Raw genomic sequence first — 15,536 nt, forward strand, 5'->3', positions numbered from 1 at the left:
TCTTACAGGGTTCCTGTGAGTAAAAAGGCAGGTATCGTTGCGAACTGCCTCCTTTTTTGCCACCAACTATAAAGTTCGCAGGGGGTGGAGGCCGTCCAAGGCCAAAATTCAGGCTTTGAGAACCGGCTTTCTGCCTTCCCATAACAAGGATGGCATGATGGCACTCACCCTAATTATCTTGGGCGGGCTTCTCTCGATCGCGTATGGCCTCTGGGCCATCAGCGACGTGATGAAGCGGGACGCCGGTTCTCAGCGCATGCAGGAAATTGCAGGCGCGGTCGCTGAAGGCGCGAAAGCCTATCTCCGCAGGCAATATACGACGATCGGCATCGTAGGCGTGGTGCTCTTTGCCATTATTGCTTACTTCCTCGGCATTCGCGTCGCGATCGGGTTTGCCATCGGTGCGATCCTCTCGGGCGCTGCCGGCTTCATCGGCATGAACGTTTCCGTTCGGGCCAATGTCCGCACCGCCCAGGCTGCCACGCAATCGCTCGGCGGCGGCCTCGATGTGGCCTTCAAGGCAGGCGCCGTCACGGGCATGCTGGTGGCGGGTCTCGCGCTTCTCGGCGTTGCTCTCTACTATGGCTATCTCACCCGCATCGCGGGCCTCAACTCCGCCGACCGCGTGGTGATCGACAGCCTCGTGGCTCTCGGCTTTGGCGCTTCGCTCATTTCGATCTTCGCCCGTCTCGGCGGCGGCATCTTCACTAAGGGTGCGGACGTCGGCGGCGACCTCGTGGGCAAGGTGGAAGCAGGCATTCCGGAAGACGATCCGCGCAATCCCGCAACGATTGCCGACAACGTGGGCGACAATGTCGGCGACTGCGCCGGCATGGCCGCCGACCTGTTCGAGACCTATGCGGTGACCGTGGTCGCCACCATGGTGCTGGCTGCGATCTTCTTCGCCGGTCAGCCGATTCTGGAAACGATGCTGCTCTACCCGCTCGGTATTGGCGCGGTCTGCATTCTGACCTCGATCATCGGCACCTTCTTCGTGAAGCTCGGTCAGAACGAGTCCATCATGGGCGCGCTCTACAAGGGCCTCATCGTGACGGGCATTCTCTCTATCGTCGCCATTGGCGTCGTGACATGGCAGACGATTGGCTTCGGTCCGATTGCGGGTACGGAATACACAGGCCAGTCGCTGTTCTGGTGTGCCGTCATCGGTCTCGCGGTCACGGCGTTCATCGTCGTGATCACCGAGTACTACACCGGTGTCGGTTTCCGTCCCGTGCGCTCCATCGCCCAGTCTTCCGTGACGGGTCATGGCACGAACGTGATCCAGGGCCTCGCCGTCTCGCTCGAATCCACGGCCCTGCCGACCGTCGTGATCATTGCGGGCATCATCGTGGCCTTCAAGCTCGCGGGCCTCTTCGGCATCGCGATTGCAGTGACGGCCATGCTGGCGCTCGCCGGTATGATCGTGGCGCTCGATGCGTTTGGTCCGGTAACCGACAACGCAGGCGGCATCGCTGAAATGGCGGGTCTTCCGAAAGAAGTCCGCAGGTCCACGGACGCGCTCGACGCCGTTGGCAACACCACGAAGGCCGTCACCAAGGGCTACGCCATTGGCTCCGCAGGCCTTGGCGCTCTCGTTCTCTTCGCGGCCTATACCTCCGACCTCAACCACTTCACGCAGAATGCGGCTCAGTATCCATACTTCCAGGACGTGAAGCCGGACTTCTCCCTGGCGAATCCGTACGTGGTCGTTGGTCTTCTCTTCGGCGGCCTGATCCCGTTCCTATTCGGTGGCATCGCCATGACGGCTGTGGGCCGTGCGGCGGGCTCCGTGGTGGAAGAGGTGCGCCGTCAGTTCCGCGAGAAGCCGGGCATCATGCAAGGCACCGACCGTCCCGATTACGGACGCGCGGTGGACATGCTCACCCGCGCCGCGATCAAAGAGATGATCGTGCCGTCCCTCCTGCCGGTTCTGGCACCCATCGTGACCTACTTCGTCGTCCTCTGGATCGCCGGCAAGTCGCAGGCCTTCTCGGCCGTGGGTGCGATGCTCCTCGGCGTCATCGTGACGGGTCTCTTCGTCGCAATCTCCATGACCTCCGGCGGCGGCGCCTGGGACAACGCGAAGAAGTCCTTCGAGGACGGCTTCACGGATGCTTCCGGCACGACGCACCACAAGGGTTCCGAGGCTCACAAGGCATCTGTGACGGGCGACACCGTCGGCGATCCCTACAAGGACACGGCAGGCCCTGCCGTGAACCCGGCGATCAAGATCACCAACATCATCGCTCTGCTGCTGCTGGCGATCCTGGCGCATTCGTAACACGCAGAGAAGCGAATTCCTCCAAACCCGCGGTGTCAGCCGCGGGTTTTTCGTGAGTGGGACGGCAAAAGAAAAAGGCCGGGACATGAGCCCGGCCTTTTCCATTGAGTGGGAGTTTTCCTACGAGCCGAACGGGTTGAAGTTGTTCGTGCCGCGCAGGAGCTGCCCGAGGAAGCTCGTCTCCTGGCCGCCGGACGGGGTGGTGCGGCTGATGAAGTCGAACACCTGGCCGTCCTGGATGCCGTAGAGAGCCACGCGCTCGACACGCAGGTTGTTGTCGAAGTAAACGGCGGTGACCCGCTGATCCACGACGGTCTCGCCCATGAACCGAAGGGGGCGGCGGGATTTCTGGCTGATGTAGTACCAGTTCTTGTTGCCGACCGTTGACACCGTCGAGGGCGTTCCGAGGGTCTGGAGGACCTGCTCGCCGCTCATACCCTTCTTGACCTGGGCCACGGCGTTCTCGTCCAGCTGGTACCCGCGGGCGAACTCCTCGCCCATGGTGCAGGCGGCAACGGAGGTGGCCAGGAAAGTCGCAGTAGCCAAGCGTACCAAAAGGGTATGATATCGACGCATCGTACGGTTCTTCCAGGAATGCGGCGCGGATACTTGCGCCTGTGGATCGTGATGGCGTAACCCGAAGGTTCGATTTTGACAACCTTAGAAGGGAATAGGCTGTGATCTTCAGTCTCTTCCGCAAGGATCCCCGGCGCACGGCCATCGCGGCTCTCTATGCGAGAATCGCCAATGCCTCCCGCAATCCGGGCCTCTACGCGGCACTCGGCATCCCGGATACTCTCGAGGGGCGGTTCGAATCCCTCTCTCTCCACGTGATCCTTGTTTTGCGGGCTCTGAGGGAGCTTCCCCCGCCTGCGGATGATGTCGCCAAGGACCTGACGGACGCCTTTTTCCGGGACATAGACGCCTCTTTGAGGGAAATGGGCGTCGGCGACACGGTTGTGCCCAAGCGCATGAAGAAGGTGGCCGCGGCCTTTTATGGCCGGGCCCAGGCCTATGACCCGGCCTTCAATGCTGGGGACAAGGGGGCATTGGCCGAGGCGCTCGGCCGGAACGCCTTGGGGGGCGATGCACCTGCCGCTTCGCTGGCGCGTTATGTCCTGGCGGCGGACAAGGGTCTTAAGGCCGTTACGCTTGACGTGTTACTCGAATCCGGGCCCACTTTCCCGGCGCCCGAGGCCTTTGCAGAGGAGGGAAACCGATGACCCCTGAAACCGTAGGTCCCCTGTCGCGCCTCGTGGACGTCATGAACATCCCACCCCGGGGGCAGGAGGTCCATGTGGAGGCGAGCGCCGAGGAACGCGCTGCTTTGGCGAAGGATTTCGGGCTTCCTGGTATTCAGTCTCTCTCCGGCGACTTCAAGCTGACCACCTCCGCCAAGGGCATCCACGTGACGGGCCTGGTGAAGGCCTCGATCAGTCAGATCTGCGTCGTGACCCTCGATTCGTTCGATTCCGACATCGAGGAGGAGGTCGAGGTCGATTTCGCGGAATCCTCAGGCATGCCCGCTGAGCCCCCCACCGACATCAACGAATACGAGCCGCCGGACGAGATCATCAATGGCCAGATCGATCTGGGTGCGCTCACCGCCGAGTTCCTGGCCCTCGGACTCGATCCGTATCCGCGCAAGCCGGGGGTCGATTTCGATTACCGCGATCCCCGGGACGAGAAGGATTCGCCTTTCGCTGCTCTGGGCAAGCTGAAGACGGACAAGTAAAACGATCCCTTGAAAATGACGGGTTTCAGAGGCTCTTCAGCCTCTGAGCCCTGTTGCGCCGAGGGCTACAGAATTCGGTTGCGATGCCGACGCAAACCGGTATTTTCCGCCCCCTGTTCAAGCCGAAAGAAAGAAAAACCGGTTATGTCGAAGCCAGTGCGGATTTCGCTCGATGCGATGGGGGGGGATCATGGCCCTTCAATCGTCATCCCTGGTGCGGCCCTGGCCCTCGAACGGCATCCCGATATCCGTTTTCTCATGTTCGGCAACGAGGCGCTGATCGCGCCTCTCCTGAATGCCCATCCCAAGCTGAAGGCAGCGACCGAGCTTCGTCACACCGACATCGCCATTGCGATGGACGAGAAGCCGAGCCAGGCGATCCGCATGGGCCGTGGTAAGTCCTCCATGTGGAAGGCCGTCCAGGCCGTCCGGGACGGGGAGGCAGATGCCTGCGTCTCCGCCGGCAATACCGGTGCCCTCATGGCGACGGCCAAGATCTGCCTGAAGACCATGGCCCATATCGAGCGCCCGGCGATTGCCGCCATGTGGCCGACCATGCGGGGCGAGAGCATCGTGCTCGATGTAGGCGCCACCATCGGCGCGGATGCGGGGCACCTCGTCGACATGGCCATCATGGGCGCTGCCATGGCGCGCATCGTGTTCGACCTGGAGCGCCCCACCGTGGGCCTGCTCAACGTGGGCACGGAAGAAATCAAGGGAATCGAGGCCGTCAAGGAAGCCGGCCGCATTCTCAAAGACATGGATGCTCCTTATCTGGAGTATCGCGGCTTCGTGGAAGGTGACGATATCGGCAGGGGAACCGTCGACGTGGTAGTGACCGAGGGCTTTACGGGCAACATCGCCCTGAAGACCGCCGAGGGCACGGCCAAGCAGATCGGCCAATACCTGCGCTCAGCCATGAGCCGCACGCTGATGGCCAAGATCGGCTATCTGTTCGCGAAACAGGCCTTTAACGCTCTCAAGGACAAGATGGACCCGCGCAAGGTCAATGGCGGCGTCTTCCTTGGTCTCGAAGGCGTTGTCGTGAAGAGCCACGGCGGTACGGACGATCTGGGCTTCGCCAGTGCCATCGACGTGGCCTACGACATGGCGCATTTTGAATTGATGAACACAATTCGGGGCATGCTGGAGCATGGTCCGGTCGGGCACTCCGCCTGAGGAAAGTATCACCTTGAAACGTATCCGTTCCATCGTACGCGGCATCGGGTCCTACCTGCCGAAGCGAAAGCTGACCAACCAGGAACTTGAGAAAATCGTGGACACCACCCACGAGTGGATCGTGCAGCGGACCGGCATCGAGCAGCGCTACGTCGCGGACGATGGCGAGACCACTTCGGTCCTGGGCATCAAGGCCGCCGAGGCCGCGCTTGCCGATGCGGGCCTCACGGCGCAGGACATCGATCTCATCATCTGCGCCACCTCGACGCCGGACCATACCTTCCCGTCCACCGCGACGATGATCCAGAACGGTCTAGGGATCACCCACGGCGCGGCCTTCGATCTGCAGGCGGTCTGCACCGGCTTCGTCTATGCGGTGGCCACCGCCGACAAGTTCCTCCAGTCCGGGTCGCACAAGCGCGCCCTGGTGATCGGCGCCGAGACCTTCTCGCGCATTCTCGACTGGAACGACCGCACCACCTGCGTTCTCTTCGGCGATGGCGCCGGCGCACTCGTTCTCGAAGCCCAGGAGGGAGAGGGACTCTCTGCGGACCGGGGCGTTCTTACGTCGCACCTGCGCTCGGACGGCCGCTACCGCGAAAAGCTCTATGTCGATGGCGGTCCGGGGTCCACCAAGACCACCGGTGTCCTGAAAATGGAAGGCAAGGAAGTCTTCAAGTTCGCCGTCGGCATGGTCACCGACGTCGTGCAGGACGCATTCAAGGCCAGCGGCACGACACCCGAAGAGCTGAAGTGGTTCGTGCCGCATCAGGCCAACAAGCGCATCATCACCGCCAGCGCCGACAAGCTCGGCATTGCGCCCGAGAAGGTGGTGATCACCGTCGACAAGCACGGCAATACCTCGGCGGCCTCGATCCCGCTCGCTCTCGATGTCGCCCGCAAGGACGGGCGGATCAAGGATGGCGACCTCGTCATGATCGAAGCCATCGGCGGCGGCTTCACCTGGGGAAGCGCGCTCATTCGCTGGTAGGAATATAGACCATATGGCCTATCCATCTGGCCTATATGGTAACCGCTTGACGACAACTCTAAGGTTGACCATACGGAGCCATCTGCATAGCGTCTTAACCGATTGAAAGACCAAAGAACTCATTCTTGCTGGGGAGCTCAATGGCTGGCAAAACTGTGACGAGAGCGGATCTGAGTGAGGCCGTCTACCAGAAGGTGGGCCTCTCGAGGACCGAATCGGCCGAACTGGTCGAAAGGGTCCTGGCGGAGATCTGTGACAGCCTGGCCGCCGGTGAGACCGTCAAGCTCTCGTCCTTCGGCTCTTTCGTAGTGCGCAGCAAAGGCGAGCGCGTTGGCCGCAATCCGAAAACGGGTGTCGAGGTGCCGATCGATCCGCGCCGGGTCATGGTCTTCAAGCCCTCCAACGTGCTGAAGGCCTATATCAACGGCGAAACCATCGAAGGCGAGGATTAAGGCCTCAATGTCGGGCGGCGCCATGGACAAGAGCCCTGACGCGTTCCGCACCATCAGCGAGGTGGCAGAGGACCTTGATCTGCCGCAGCACGTGCTGCGCTTCTGGGAAACCCGCTTCACCCATATCAAGCCCCTGAAGCGCGGCGGTGGGCGCCGCTACTACCGACCGGATGATGTCGATCTCCTCAAGGGGATCCGTCATCTCCTCTATGGCGAAGGCTACACTATCCGGGGCGTGCAGCGGATCCTCAAGGAGGAGGGTGTCCGCTTCGTCCAGGCCGTCGGCCGAGGCGAGGAGAGCGTGGCAGCGCCGCGCTCGGAGCCGAAGGACGTGTTCGCCGAGGCGGATGAGGAGTTTCTCGCTCCTGAGAACTCTGAGCCTGTTATCGCAGCCTCTGAATCTCTCCTCTCGGACGATACTTTGCGGAAGCTGCGAGGGGCCCTGGATGAACTGGTCGAATGCGACCGTGTTCTGAGGTCCCTGAAGGCTCCGACTGAAACGCTCCCGTCTGAATAGGCCAGGGCTCCATTTTCACGCCCGACTTCGCTCAGGAGTCGGGAGGGATCGGATGCGTTTTGCAGGTTTTTGGCGTTGATCCAAAAATGCGTGCAGGGAACGCTTGACAGGGGGCAGGGCGGCCCTTAAACCGCACCCCACACACCGCTTCGGCGGTCCGATGCGCGGGCGTAGCTCAGTCGGTTAGAGTGCCGGCCTGTCACGCCGGAGGTCGCGGGTTCGAGCCCCGTCGCCCGCGCCACTTTTACCCTTCCGAAATCACGAAAAGAAACGAGCGCCGCAAGCCTTGGCTCAGGGCGTTTTTGTCGTGCCTGCACCAAGCAGATCCGAAAGCGCGGCACTTTTTCAGGCATTGCGCATTCTCCTAGGGTTTTTGGCCGTTGTGCAGGAATTTCTGCAGCCCAATGGAAAGACGAGGCTTCTTGTAATGTGGACGTCGAGGCTTTTTACCAGCTTTTCCAATTGGGTAGCGCAGGTTTCGGGGCGTCCCGGGACCTTCGCCATTTCTCTGGTCGTGATTCTGCTCTGGGCTTTGAGTGGTCCAATCTTCGGATTTTCCGATACGTGGCAACTCGTCGTGAACACCGGCACGACCATCGTGACCTTCCTGATGGTGTTCCTGATCCAGAACACCCAGAACCGGGACGGGGCGGCGATTCAGGCCAAGCTCGACGAATTGATCAGGGCCAGCGCTGCTCAAAACGTATTCATTGGCATCGAACACCTGACGCAGGAGGAGCTCGACGAGATTCGGGCGAAATGCATGGCCAAGGCCAAGGCCGAATCCGCCGCAAATCGGGCGGAGGAGAGGGCGAACCGCAAGGCGGCCCAGGCTGCGGAACAAGCCACATCTTAGTTTGGAATGGTTCTTTTTACGGCACCGCAAACACTTGTCAGGGAAGGGGATCTCGGATAAGCCTCCCGCCACAAACCGCCGTTTGTCGCAGGACCTTTATTCAGGCCTTTCTGTGGCTTAAATGCGTGGCATGTCGCCGGCCTTTCCGGCCGCGCTCCGTTCCTTCTGGGTGTCGTATGACGAATCTCCTCGCCGACTACCTGCCTCTCGTGATCTTCATCGGCGTGTCGCTCCTGATCGGGGTGGCGCTGCTCGTGGCGCCGTTCATCGTCGCCTACAGCAAGCCCGATACGGAAAAGCTGTCCGCTTACGAGTGCGGGTTCAATGCCTTCGATGACGCACGCATGAAATTCGACGTGCGGTTCTATCTGGTCGCCATTCTCTTCATCATCTTCGACCTGGAAGTCGCGTTCCTGTTCCCCTGGGCCATCATGTTCGGGAGCCTGGGCTGGTTCGGCTTCATCTCAATGATGATCTTCCTTGGCGTCCTGACGGTCGGCTTCGTGTATGAGTGGAAGAAGGGAGCCCTGGAATGGGATTGATCTCCGATAACCAGTCTACCCTGGTGGCTCCCGCCCCGCGCGGCATCATCGACCCCAATACCGGCAAGCCGGTGGGCTCGACCGATCCCTATTTCGTGTCCATCAACGAGGAACTGTCCGACAAGGGCTTCCTCGTGACCTCGACCGAGGACCTCATCACCTGGGCACGGACCGGCTCGCTCATGTGGATGACCTTCGGCCTGGCCTGCTGTGCGGTCGAGATGATGCAGATGTCCATGCCCCGGTACGACGCCGAGCGCTTCGGATTCGCGCCCCGCGCCTCACCGCGTCAGTCGGACGTGATGATCGTCGCCGGTACGCTCACCAACAAGATGGCGCCCGCGCTCCGCAAGGTCTACGACCAGATGCCGGAGCCGCGTTACGTCATCTCCATGGGCTCCTGCGCCAATGGTGGCGGCTATTATCATTATTCCTATTCGGTGGTTCGTGGCTGCGACCGTATCGTGCCGGTCGACATCTACGTGCCTGGCTGCCCCCCGACCGCGGAGGCGCTCCTTTACGGCGTCCTGCTTCTCCAGAAGAAGATCCGCCGCACCGGCACCATCGAGCGCTGAGCAAAGGTCATTTCATGAGTGCTGAGCTCCAAGCCCTGAGCGACCACATCGCCTCGTCCCTCGGCGAGGCGATCGAGGATCGCGCCATCGCCTATGGCGAGCTGACGATCGTCGCCCGCCGCGAGGACATCGTGCGGGTGGTGACGTTCCTGCGGGACGATCCGCAATGCCGCTTCGTCTGCTTTATCGACATTTGCGGGGCGGATTATCCGGCCCGTGAACGCCGTTTCGACGTGGTCTACCACCTCCTGTCGCCGTATCAGAACCGCCGCATCCGCGTGAAGGTGGAGACGGACGAGGTGACCCCCGTTCCCTCGCTGGTCGAGGTGTTTCCGGCGGCGAACTGGTTCGAGCGCGAGGCCTATGACCTCTACGGCATCCTGTTCTCGGGCCATCCGGACCTGCGCCGGATCCTGACCGATTACGGCTTCGAAGGGCATCCGCTCCGCAAGGACTTCCCGATGACCGGCTATGTCGAGGTTCGCTACGACGACGGCCAGGGCCGCGTGGTCTACGAGCCGGTGAAGCTCAGCCAGGAATTCCGCAACTTCGACTTCCTTTCTCCCTGGGAAGGCACGGACTACGTGCTGCCCGGCGACGAGAAGGCCAAGGCATAAAGGCGGAAAGGGCCACCCATGGGCGAGCATAATATCCGCAATTTCACGATCAACTTCGGTCCCCAGCACCCGGCCGCGCACGGCGTGCTCCGCCTTGTGCTGGAGCTCGACGGGGAGGTAGTCGAGCGTGTCGATCCGCATATCGGCCTGCTCCACCGTGGCACCGAGAAGCTGATCGAGTACAAGACCTACGTTCAGGCCAATCCCTATTTCGACCGGCTCGACTATGTCGCGCCCATGAACCAGGAGCACGCCTATTGCATGGCGGTAGAGAAGCTCCTCGGCATCGAGGTGCCTCGCCGCGCTCAGCTGATCCGCGTGCTGTTCTCGGAAATCGGGCGCCTGCTCTCGCACCTCCTCAACGTGACCACGCAGGCGATGGACGTCGGCGCGCTCACGCCGCCTCTCTGGGGATTCGAGGAGCGCGAGAAGCTGATGATCTTCTACGAGCGCGTCTCCGGATCGCGCATGCACGCCAACTACTTCCGTCCGGGTGGCGTGAACATGGACATCCAGCCCGAGCTGATCGATGACATCGAGGCCTTCTGCGATCCTTTCCTGAAGGTGCTGGACGATCTCGACACGCTCGTCATGGGCAGCCGAATCTTCAAGCAGCGTAATGTCGATATCGGTGTCCTGACACTCGAAGATTGCTGGAAGTGGGGCTTCTCAGGTCCATTGGTGCGCAGCTGCGGCGTTCCGTGGGATCTCCGTAAGTCGCAGCCCTACGAGCGCTACGAGGAGATGGAATTCGACATCCCCGTGGGCAAGAACGGCGACAACTACGACCGTCAGGTCATCCGCATGGAAGAGATGCGCCAGTCCGTGCGCATCATGCGCCAGTGCATCGACAAGCTGCGGGCTCCGGACGGGCAGGGCCCCGTGACCACGCTCGACGGCAAGGTCGCGCCGCCGTCGCGCAAGGACATGAAGCGCTCCATGGAAGCGCTGATTCATCACTTCAAGCTCTACACGGAAGGCTTCCACGTCCCCGCGGGCGAGGTCTATGTCGCCGTGGAGGCTCCGAAGGGCGAGTTCGGCGTCTACCTCGTGTCGGACGGCACCAACAAGCCCTACCGCTGCAAGGTGCGCGCCCCGGGTTTCGCGCATCTGCAAGGCATGGATTTCATGTGCCGCGGTCACATGCTGGCCGATGTCGCAGGCGTTCTGGGTTCCATCGACATCGTGTTCGGTGAAGTGGACCGGTAAGTAAAAATCCGGACTCGATTTCGGATCCGGCGCCACGCTCTGAAAACGCGTGATGGAAGAGTTCAAGTCGTGAATGGCCGGGTTGACGCCCGGCCATGACGATGAGGAGAAGAGTCAAAATGGCCGTTCGTAAGCTCGCGCCTGAAGAATTGCAGCCCGAGAGCTTCGTGTTCTCGTCCGAGACGGAAGCTTTTGCTGAGCAGCAGATCGCCAAGTATCCGCCCGGCCGCCAGGCCTCGGCGGTGATCCCGCTGCTGTGGAAGGCGCAGGAGCAGGCCGGTGGCTGGCTGCCGCGCAAGGCCGTCGAGGCCGTGGCCACCCGGCTCGACATGCCTTTCATCCGCGTGATGGAAGTGGCGACATTCTACACGATGTTCAACCTGGAGCCGGTTGGAAAGTATTTCATCCAGTTCTGCGGCACCACGCCCTGCGTGCTGCGCGGCGCGGGCGACATCAAAAAGGTGCTCGAAAAGCGCATCGGCGAACAGAACCACGTCACCGCCGACGGCAAGTTCTCCTGGCTCGAGGTCGAGTGCTTGGGCGCGTGCTGCAACGCCCCGATGGTGCAGATCAACGACGACTATTACGAGGACCTGACGACGGAGAACTTCGAGAAGCTTCTCGACGATCTCGCGGCAGGCCGCCCGGTGAAGACGGGTTCGCAGATCGGCCGCAACACCTCCGAGCCGTTCGAGGCAGTCAACACCCTGCAGGATCCATCGCTCTACGACGGCTCGCAGATCGGCGCCTGGCGCAAGCGCTTCGAGGAGCAGGCTCAGCCTGCCGCTACTGGCGAGATCGCCGCTGCCGTCGCATCCATTCCGCAGGAAGCCAAGGCTGCAAAGCCCACGGCCGGTCGCGCTATTGAGAGCGAGGTCGCCGATACCCCGGCTGAGCGCGCCAAGAAAGGCGAGGCTCCCGTGAGCCCGGTCGACCAGAAGGAAGCAGCCGACCCATCGCGCGCGACCAAGGTCGAGCCGCGCACCGAAGACGCCGCCAAGCCCGCTCCGCAGAGCGGCAAGTCCTATGTAACGACGCCGGGCGAGGGCGCGACCCCGACAAGCCCCACGACGCCGATCGCTGGTACGCCTCCGGCTGAAGGCCAGACGCGTCGCGACGGCAGCGAGAGCAAGCCGGGCGTGGTCGTCGACAAAGACAACAAGACGTCCTGAGGGGGAGTGAACTGAGATGCTTCACGATAGAGATCGCATTTTCACCAACCTCTATGGCTTCCATTCGCCGGACCTGCAGGCCGCGAAGATGCGCGGCGCGTGGGACGGCACCAAGTTCCTTCTCGAGAAGGGCCGTGACTGGATCGTCGACGAGATGAAGGCGTCGGGCCTGCGTGGCCGCGGCGGCGCGGGCTTCCCGACGGGCCTGAAATGGTCCTTCATGCCCAAGCAGTCGGATGGCCGTCCGCACTACCTCGTCGTCAATGCCGACGAGTCGGAGCCTGGCACCTGTAAGGACCGTGAGATCATGCGGAACGATCCGCATCTTCTCATCGAAGGCTGCCTTATCGCTTCCTTCGCCATGGGTGCGCATGCGGCCTACATCTACATCCGCGGCGAGTACATCGCCGAGAAGCACGCGCTTCAGCGCGCGGTGGACGAAGCCTACGCAGCCGGCCTCATCGGCAAGAACAACGTCCACGGCTTTCCCTTCGATCTCTACGTCCACCACGGCGCCGGTGCTTACATCTGCGGCGAGGAGACGGCGCTTATCGAGAGCCTGGAGGGCAAGAAGGGCATGCCGCGCCTGAAGCCTCCGTTCCCGGCGAACATGGGCCTCTATGGCTGCCCGACCACGGTGAACAACGTGGAGTCGATCGCGGTCGCAGGCACGATCCTGCGTCGCGGCGCGTCCTGGTTCTCCGGCATCGGCCGTCCGAACAACGTTGGCACCAAGCTCTTCTGCGTGTCCGGTCACGTCAACAAGCCCTGCAATGTGGAAGAGGCCATGGGCCTCACCTTCCGCGAACTGATCGACACGCATTGCGGCGGCATTCGTGGCGGCTGGGACAACCTGCTCGCCGTGATCCCCGGCGGCTCGTCCGTTCCGGTCGTGCCGGCCGACCAGATCATCGACGCGCCGATGGACTTCGACACCCTGCGTGGCCTGCGCTCGGGTCTCGGCACCGCCGCCGTGATCGTCATGGACAAGTCCACCGACATCGTCCGCGCCATCGCCCGCATCTCCTACTTCTACAAGCATGAGAGCTGCGGCCAGTGCACGCCGTGCCGCGAGGGCACCGGTTGGATGTGGCGCGTGCTCAACCGCATGGCCGAAGGCCGCGCCCAGAAGCGCGAAATCGACATGCTGCTCGAAGTCTCGACCCAGATCGAAGGTCACACCATCTGCGCGCTCGGCGACGCGGCGGCCTGGCCGGTTCAGGGTCTGATCCGTCACTTCCGTCATGAGATCGAGAAGCGGATCGACGACTACGCGGCGAACCCGCATTCAGAATCCGTCATGATCGCGGCGGAGTGAGAGTAGAGATGGCTAAGATCATCGTTGATGGCGTCGAAGTCGACGTTCCCGCCGAATACACGCTGCTCCAGGCCGCCGAGGCCGCGGGTGCGGAAGTTCCGCGCTTCTGCTTCCACGAGCGGCTGTCGATTGCCGGCAACTGTCGCATGTGCCTCGTCGAGGTGAAGGGCGCGCCGAAGCCGGTCGCGTCCTGCGCCTGGGGCGTGCGCGACTGCCGTCCGGGCCCGAACGGCGAGCCGCCGGAAATCTCGACCAAGTCGCCGACCGTGAAGAAGGCGCGCGAGGGTGTGATGGAGTTCCTCCTGATCAACCACCCGCTCGATTGCCCGATCTGCGACCAGGGCGGCCAGTGCGACCTGCAGGACCAAGCCATGGCCTACGGCGTCGACACCAGCCGCTTCCACGAGAACAAGCGGGCGGTCACCGACAAGTATCTCGGCCCGCTCGTTCGCACCTCCATGAACCGCTGCATTCACTGCACCCGCTGCGTGCGCTTCACCGCCGAGGTGGCTGGCGTGCCGGACATGGGCGCCCTGTGGCGCGGCGAGGACATGGAGATCACGAGCTATCTCGAAAAGGCGCTCGGCTCCGAGCTGCAGGCCAATATCGCGGATCTCTGCCCTGTTGGCGCGCTCACCCATAAGCCTGAGTCCTTCCACTTCCGTCCGTGGGAGCTCACCAAGACCGATTCCGTCGATGTGATGGATGCGGTCGGCTCCTCGATCCGCGTGGATTCCCGTGGCCGTGAGGTCATGCGCATCCTGCCGCGCGTGAACGAGGCGGTGAACGAGGAATGGATTTCCGACAAGACCCGCCAGATCGTCGACGGCCTGCGCCTGCAGCGCCTCGACCGTCCGTTCGTGCGGGAAAACGGCCGCCTGCGTCCGGCTTCCTGGCAGGAGGCTTTCGCCACCATCGCCGCCAAGGTGAAGGGCACGGACGTTAAGAAGATCGGCGCCATCGTCGGCGATCTCGCTGCGGTCGAAGAGATGTTCGCGCTTAAGTTCCTCATGCAGAGCCTCGGCGTCACGAACATCGATGCCCGTCAGGACGGCACGGTGCTGTCGCCGGCCTACGGCCGTGGCTCCTATCTCTTCAACACCACCATCGCCGGCATCGAGGATGCTGATGCGATCCTGATCGTGGGTTCCAACCCGCGCATCGAGGCTTCGCTCGTCAACGTGCGCATCCGCAAGCGCTGGCGCGTGGCTCCGCCGCCGATCGCGCTCATCGGCGAGAACGCGGACCTGACCTACCCTTATGAGTATCTCGGCGCGGGTCCGGATACCCTGGCGGAGCTGGTCGCAGGCCGGAACAGCTTCATCGAGAAGCTCCGCACCGCCGAGCGTCCGCTGATCATCGTGGGGCAGGGCGCTCTCTCGCGTCCGGATGGCCTCGCGATCCTCTCCGCCGTCGCCCAGCTTGCCCGCGACGTCGGCGCGGTGAAGGACGGCTGGAACGGCTTCTCGGTCCTCCACACGGCAGCGTCACGGGTTGGTGCGCTCGATCTTGGCCTCGTGCCGGGCGAGGGCGGCCTGACGGCCCAGCAGATGGCTCAGGGCGGTGTTGAGGTGCTGTTCAACCTCGGCGCCGACGAGCTCGATATCGCCCCCGGCGCCTTCGTGATCTACCAGGGCACCCACGGCGACCGCGGCGCTCACCGGGCCGACGTGATCCTGCCGGCGGCCACCTACACGGAAAAGTCCGGAACGTACGTGAACACGGAAGGCCGGGTGCAGATGGCCAACCGCGCAGCCTTCGCGCCGGGCGAGGCCCGTGAGGACTGGGCGATCCTGCGCGCTCTCTCCGACGTGCTGGGCCACCGTCTGCCGTTCGACTCGCTCAACGCGCTTCGCGCCAAGCTCTATGCGGCTTACCCGCATTTCGCGGCCATCGAGACCGTGCAGCCTGCTGACGGCGGTGCCGCCATCCAGGCGCTCGCTGGCATTGGCGGCACCGCTGGCCGCGAGGTTTTCGCGAGCCCCGTGAAGGACTTCTACCTGACGAATCCGATCGCCCGCGCCTCCGGCGTCATGGCCGAGTGCTCCGCGCTCGCCCGTGAGCTGAAGCTCGAAGCGGCCGAGTAAGAGAG

16 protein-coding genes and 1 tRNA gene are annotated in these 15,536 nt (G+C 62.7%); 16 read left to right on the forward strand and 1 reads right to left on the reverse strand.

The features are described from left to right. Window positions 1-154 precede the first annotated feature (154 nt). The gene (locus DC522_RS16690) at window positions 155-2,281 is read left to right on the forward strand and encodes a sodium-translocating pyrophosphatase (RefSeq protein ID WP_116529803.1); all 2,127 of its coding nucleotides are present in this window, start codon (window positions 155-157) and stop codon (window positions 2,279-2,281) included. Between the two features lie 120 nt (window positions 2,282-2,401). On the opposite strand, the gene DC522_RS16695 is transcribed toward DC522_RS16690, so the two are convergent. Then, window positions 2,402-2,857, reverse strand: a complete 456-nt coding sequence (locus DC522_RS16695; protein ID WP_116529804.1) for an outer membrane protein assembly factor BamE — start codon at window positions 2,855-2,857, stop codon at window positions 2,402-2,404. 101 nt (window positions 2,858-2,958) lie between these two features. On the opposite strand from DC522_RS16695, the gene DC522_RS16700 reads away from it, so the two are divergent. From DC522_RS16700 to nuoG, 15 genes are all read left to right on the forward strand, one after another. After that, complete coding sequence (locus tag DC522_RS16700; protein WP_116529805.1) at window positions 2,959-3,504, forward strand: ubiquinol-cytochrome C chaperone family protein; 546 nt, start codon at window positions 2,959-2,961, stop codon at window positions 3,502-3,504. Further along, window positions 3,501-4,016: a DUF177 domain-containing protein gene (locus DC522_RS16705; RefSeq protein WP_116529806.1), complete on the forward strand. Its 516-nt coding sequence runs from the start codon at window positions 3,501-3,503 to the stop codon at window positions 4,014-4,016. The genes DC522_RS16700 and DC522_RS16705 overlap by 4 nt, the downstream gene beginning before the upstream one ends. Window positions 4,017-4,160: 144 nt before the next feature. After that, the gene (gene plsX, locus DC522_RS16710; RefSeq protein WP_116529807.1) at window positions 4,161-5,195 is read left to right on the forward strand and encodes a phosphate acyltransferase PlsX; all 1,035 of its coding nucleotides are present in this window, start codon (window positions 4,161-4,163) and stop codon (window positions 5,193-5,195) included. Further along, the gene (locus DC522_RS16715) at window positions 5,170-6,186 is read left to right on the forward strand and encodes a beta-ketoacyl-ACP synthase III (protein ID WP_371679781.1); all 1,017 of its coding nucleotides are present in this window, start codon (window positions 5,170-5,172) and stop codon (window positions 6,184-6,186) included. Before plsX ends, DC522_RS16715 begins: the two co-directional genes overlap by 26 nt. A 140-nt stretch (window positions 6,187-6,326) precedes the next feature. Continuing rightward, window positions 6,327-6,638, forward strand: a complete 312-nt coding sequence (locus DC522_RS16720) for an integration host factor subunit alpha (RefSeq protein WP_116529808.1) — start codon at window positions 6,327-6,329, stop codon at window positions 6,636-6,638. Window positions 6,639-6,660: 22 nt separating this feature from the next. After that, window positions 6,661-7,155, forward strand: coding sequence for a MerR family transcriptional regulator (locus tag DC522_RS16725; protein ID WP_116529851.1), 495 nt, complete (start codon window positions 6,661-6,663; stop codon window positions 7,153-7,155). Window positions 7,156-7,319: 164 nt separating this feature from the next. Continuing rightward, window positions 7,320-7,396 (forward strand) — tRNA-Asp (locus DC522_RS16730). A 186-nt stretch (window positions 7,397-7,582) separates the two neighbouring features. Then, window positions 7,583-8,011, forward strand: coding sequence for a low affinity iron permease family protein (locus tag DC522_RS16735; protein WP_116529809.1), 429 nt, complete (start codon window positions 7,583-7,585; stop codon window positions 8,009-8,011). Between the two features lie 176 nt (window positions 8,012-8,187). Then, complete coding sequence (locus DC522_RS16740) at window positions 8,188-8,553, forward strand: NADH-quinone oxidoreductase subunit A (RefSeq protein ID WP_116529810.1); 366 nt, start codon at window positions 8,188-8,190, stop codon at window positions 8,551-8,553. Continuing rightward, entirely contained in the window at window positions 8,544-9,128 is a 585-nt protein-coding gene (locus tag DC522_RS16745) for an NADH-quinone oxidoreductase subunit B family protein (protein ID WP_116529811.1), read from the forward strand. The genes DC522_RS16740 and DC522_RS16745 overlap by 10 nt, the downstream gene beginning before the upstream one ends. 14 nt (window positions 9,129-9,142) lie before the next feature. Beyond that, window positions 9,143-9,745, forward strand: coding sequence for an NADH-quinone oxidoreductase subunit C (locus DC522_RS16750; protein ID WP_116529812.1), 603 nt, complete (start codon window positions 9,143-9,145; stop codon window positions 9,743-9,745). Window positions 9,746-9,763: 18 nt separating this feature from the next. Beyond that, window positions 9,764-10,954: an NADH-quinone oxidoreductase subunit D gene (locus DC522_RS16755; RefSeq protein ID WP_116529813.1), complete on the forward strand. Its 1,191-nt coding sequence runs from the start codon at window positions 9,764-9,766 to the stop codon at window positions 10,952-10,954. 119 nt (window positions 10,955-11,073) lie between these two features. Then, complete coding sequence (nuoE, locus tag DC522_RS16760) at window positions 11,074-12,126, forward strand: NADH-quinone oxidoreductase subunit NuoE (protein WP_116529814.1); 1,053 nt, start codon at window positions 11,074-11,076, stop codon at window positions 12,124-12,126. 16 nt (window positions 12,127-12,142) lie between these two features. Next, on the forward strand, window positions 12,143-13,444 hold the full coding sequence (gene nuoF / locus DC522_RS16765; protein WP_116529815.1) for an NADH-quinone oxidoreductase subunit NuoF: 1,302 nt from the start codon (window positions 12,143-12,145) through the stop codon (window positions 13,442-13,444). An 8-nt stretch (window positions 13,445-13,452) separates the two neighbouring features. Beyond that, complete coding sequence (nuoG, locus tag DC522_RS16770) at window positions 13,453-15,531, forward strand: NADH-quinone oxidoreductase subunit NuoG (RefSeq protein WP_116529816.1); 2,079 nt, start codon at window positions 13,453-13,455, stop codon at window positions 15,529-15,531. Window positions 15,532-15,536 lie beyond the last annotated feature (5 nt).

It is taken from the genome of Microvirga sp. KLBC 81 (assembly GCF_003075415.1).
Taxonomy (GTDB): Bacteria; Pseudomonadota; Alphaproteobacteria; order Rhizobiales; family Beijerinckiaceae; genus Microvirga.

Coding starts and splice junctions, on each gene's coding strand:
- DC522_RS16715 (WP_371679781.1), top strand. CDS start 5,170: ATGGTCCGGTCGGGCACTCCGCCTGAGGAAAGTATCACCTTGAAACGT.
- DC522_RS16745 (WP_116529811.1), top strand. CDS start 8,544: ATGGGATTGATCTCCGATAACCAGTCTACCCTGGTGGCTCCCGCCCCG.
- DC522_RS16720 (WP_116529808.1), top strand. CDS start 6,327: ATGGCTGGCAAAACTGTGACGAGAGCGGATCTGAGTGAGGCCGTCTAC.
- nuoF (WP_116529815.1), top strand. CDS start 12,143: ATGCTTCACGATAGAGATCGCATTTTCACCAACCTCTATGGCTTCCAT.
- DC522_RS16695 (WP_116529804.1), bottom strand. CDS start 2,857: ATGCGTCGATATCATACCCTTTTGGTACGCTTGGCTACTGCGACTTTC.
- DC522_RS16735 (WP_116529809.1), top strand. CDS start 7,583: ATGTGGACGTCGAGGCTTTTTACCAGCTTTTCCAATTGGGTAGCGCAG.
- DC522_RS16750 (WP_116529812.1), top strand. CDS start 9,143: ATGAGTGCTGAGCTCCAAGCCCTGAGCGACCACATCGCCTCGTCCCTC.
- DC522_RS16690 (WP_116529803.1), top strand. CDS start 155: ATGATGGCACTCACCCTAATTATCTTGGGCGGGCTTCTCTCGATCGCG.
- DC522_RS16740 (WP_116529810.1), top strand. CDS start 8,188: ATGACGAATCTCCTCGCCGACTACCTGCCTCTCGTGATCTTCATCGGC.
- nuoG (WP_116529816.1), top strand. CDS start 13,453: ATGGCTAAGATCATCGTTGATGGCGTCGAAGTCGACGTTCCCGCCGAA.
- nuoE (WP_116529814.1), top strand. CDS start 11,074: ATGGCCGTTCGTAAGCTCGCGCCTGAAGAATTGCAGCCCGAGAGCTTC.
- DC522_RS16755 (WP_116529813.1), top strand. CDS start 9,764: ATGGGCGAGCATAATATCCGCAATTTCACGATCAACTTCGGTCCCCAG.
- DC522_RS16705 (WP_116529806.1), top strand. CDS start 3,501: ATGACCCCTGAAACCGTAGGTCCCCTGTCGCGCCTCGTGGACGTCATG.
- plsX (WP_116529807.1), top strand. CDS start 4,161: ATGTCGAAGCCAGTGCGGATTTCGCTCGATGCGATGGGGGGGGATCAT.
- DC522_RS16725 (WP_116529851.1), top strand. CDS start 6,661: ATGGACAAGAGCCCTGACGCGTTCCGCACCATCAGCGAGGTGGCAGAG.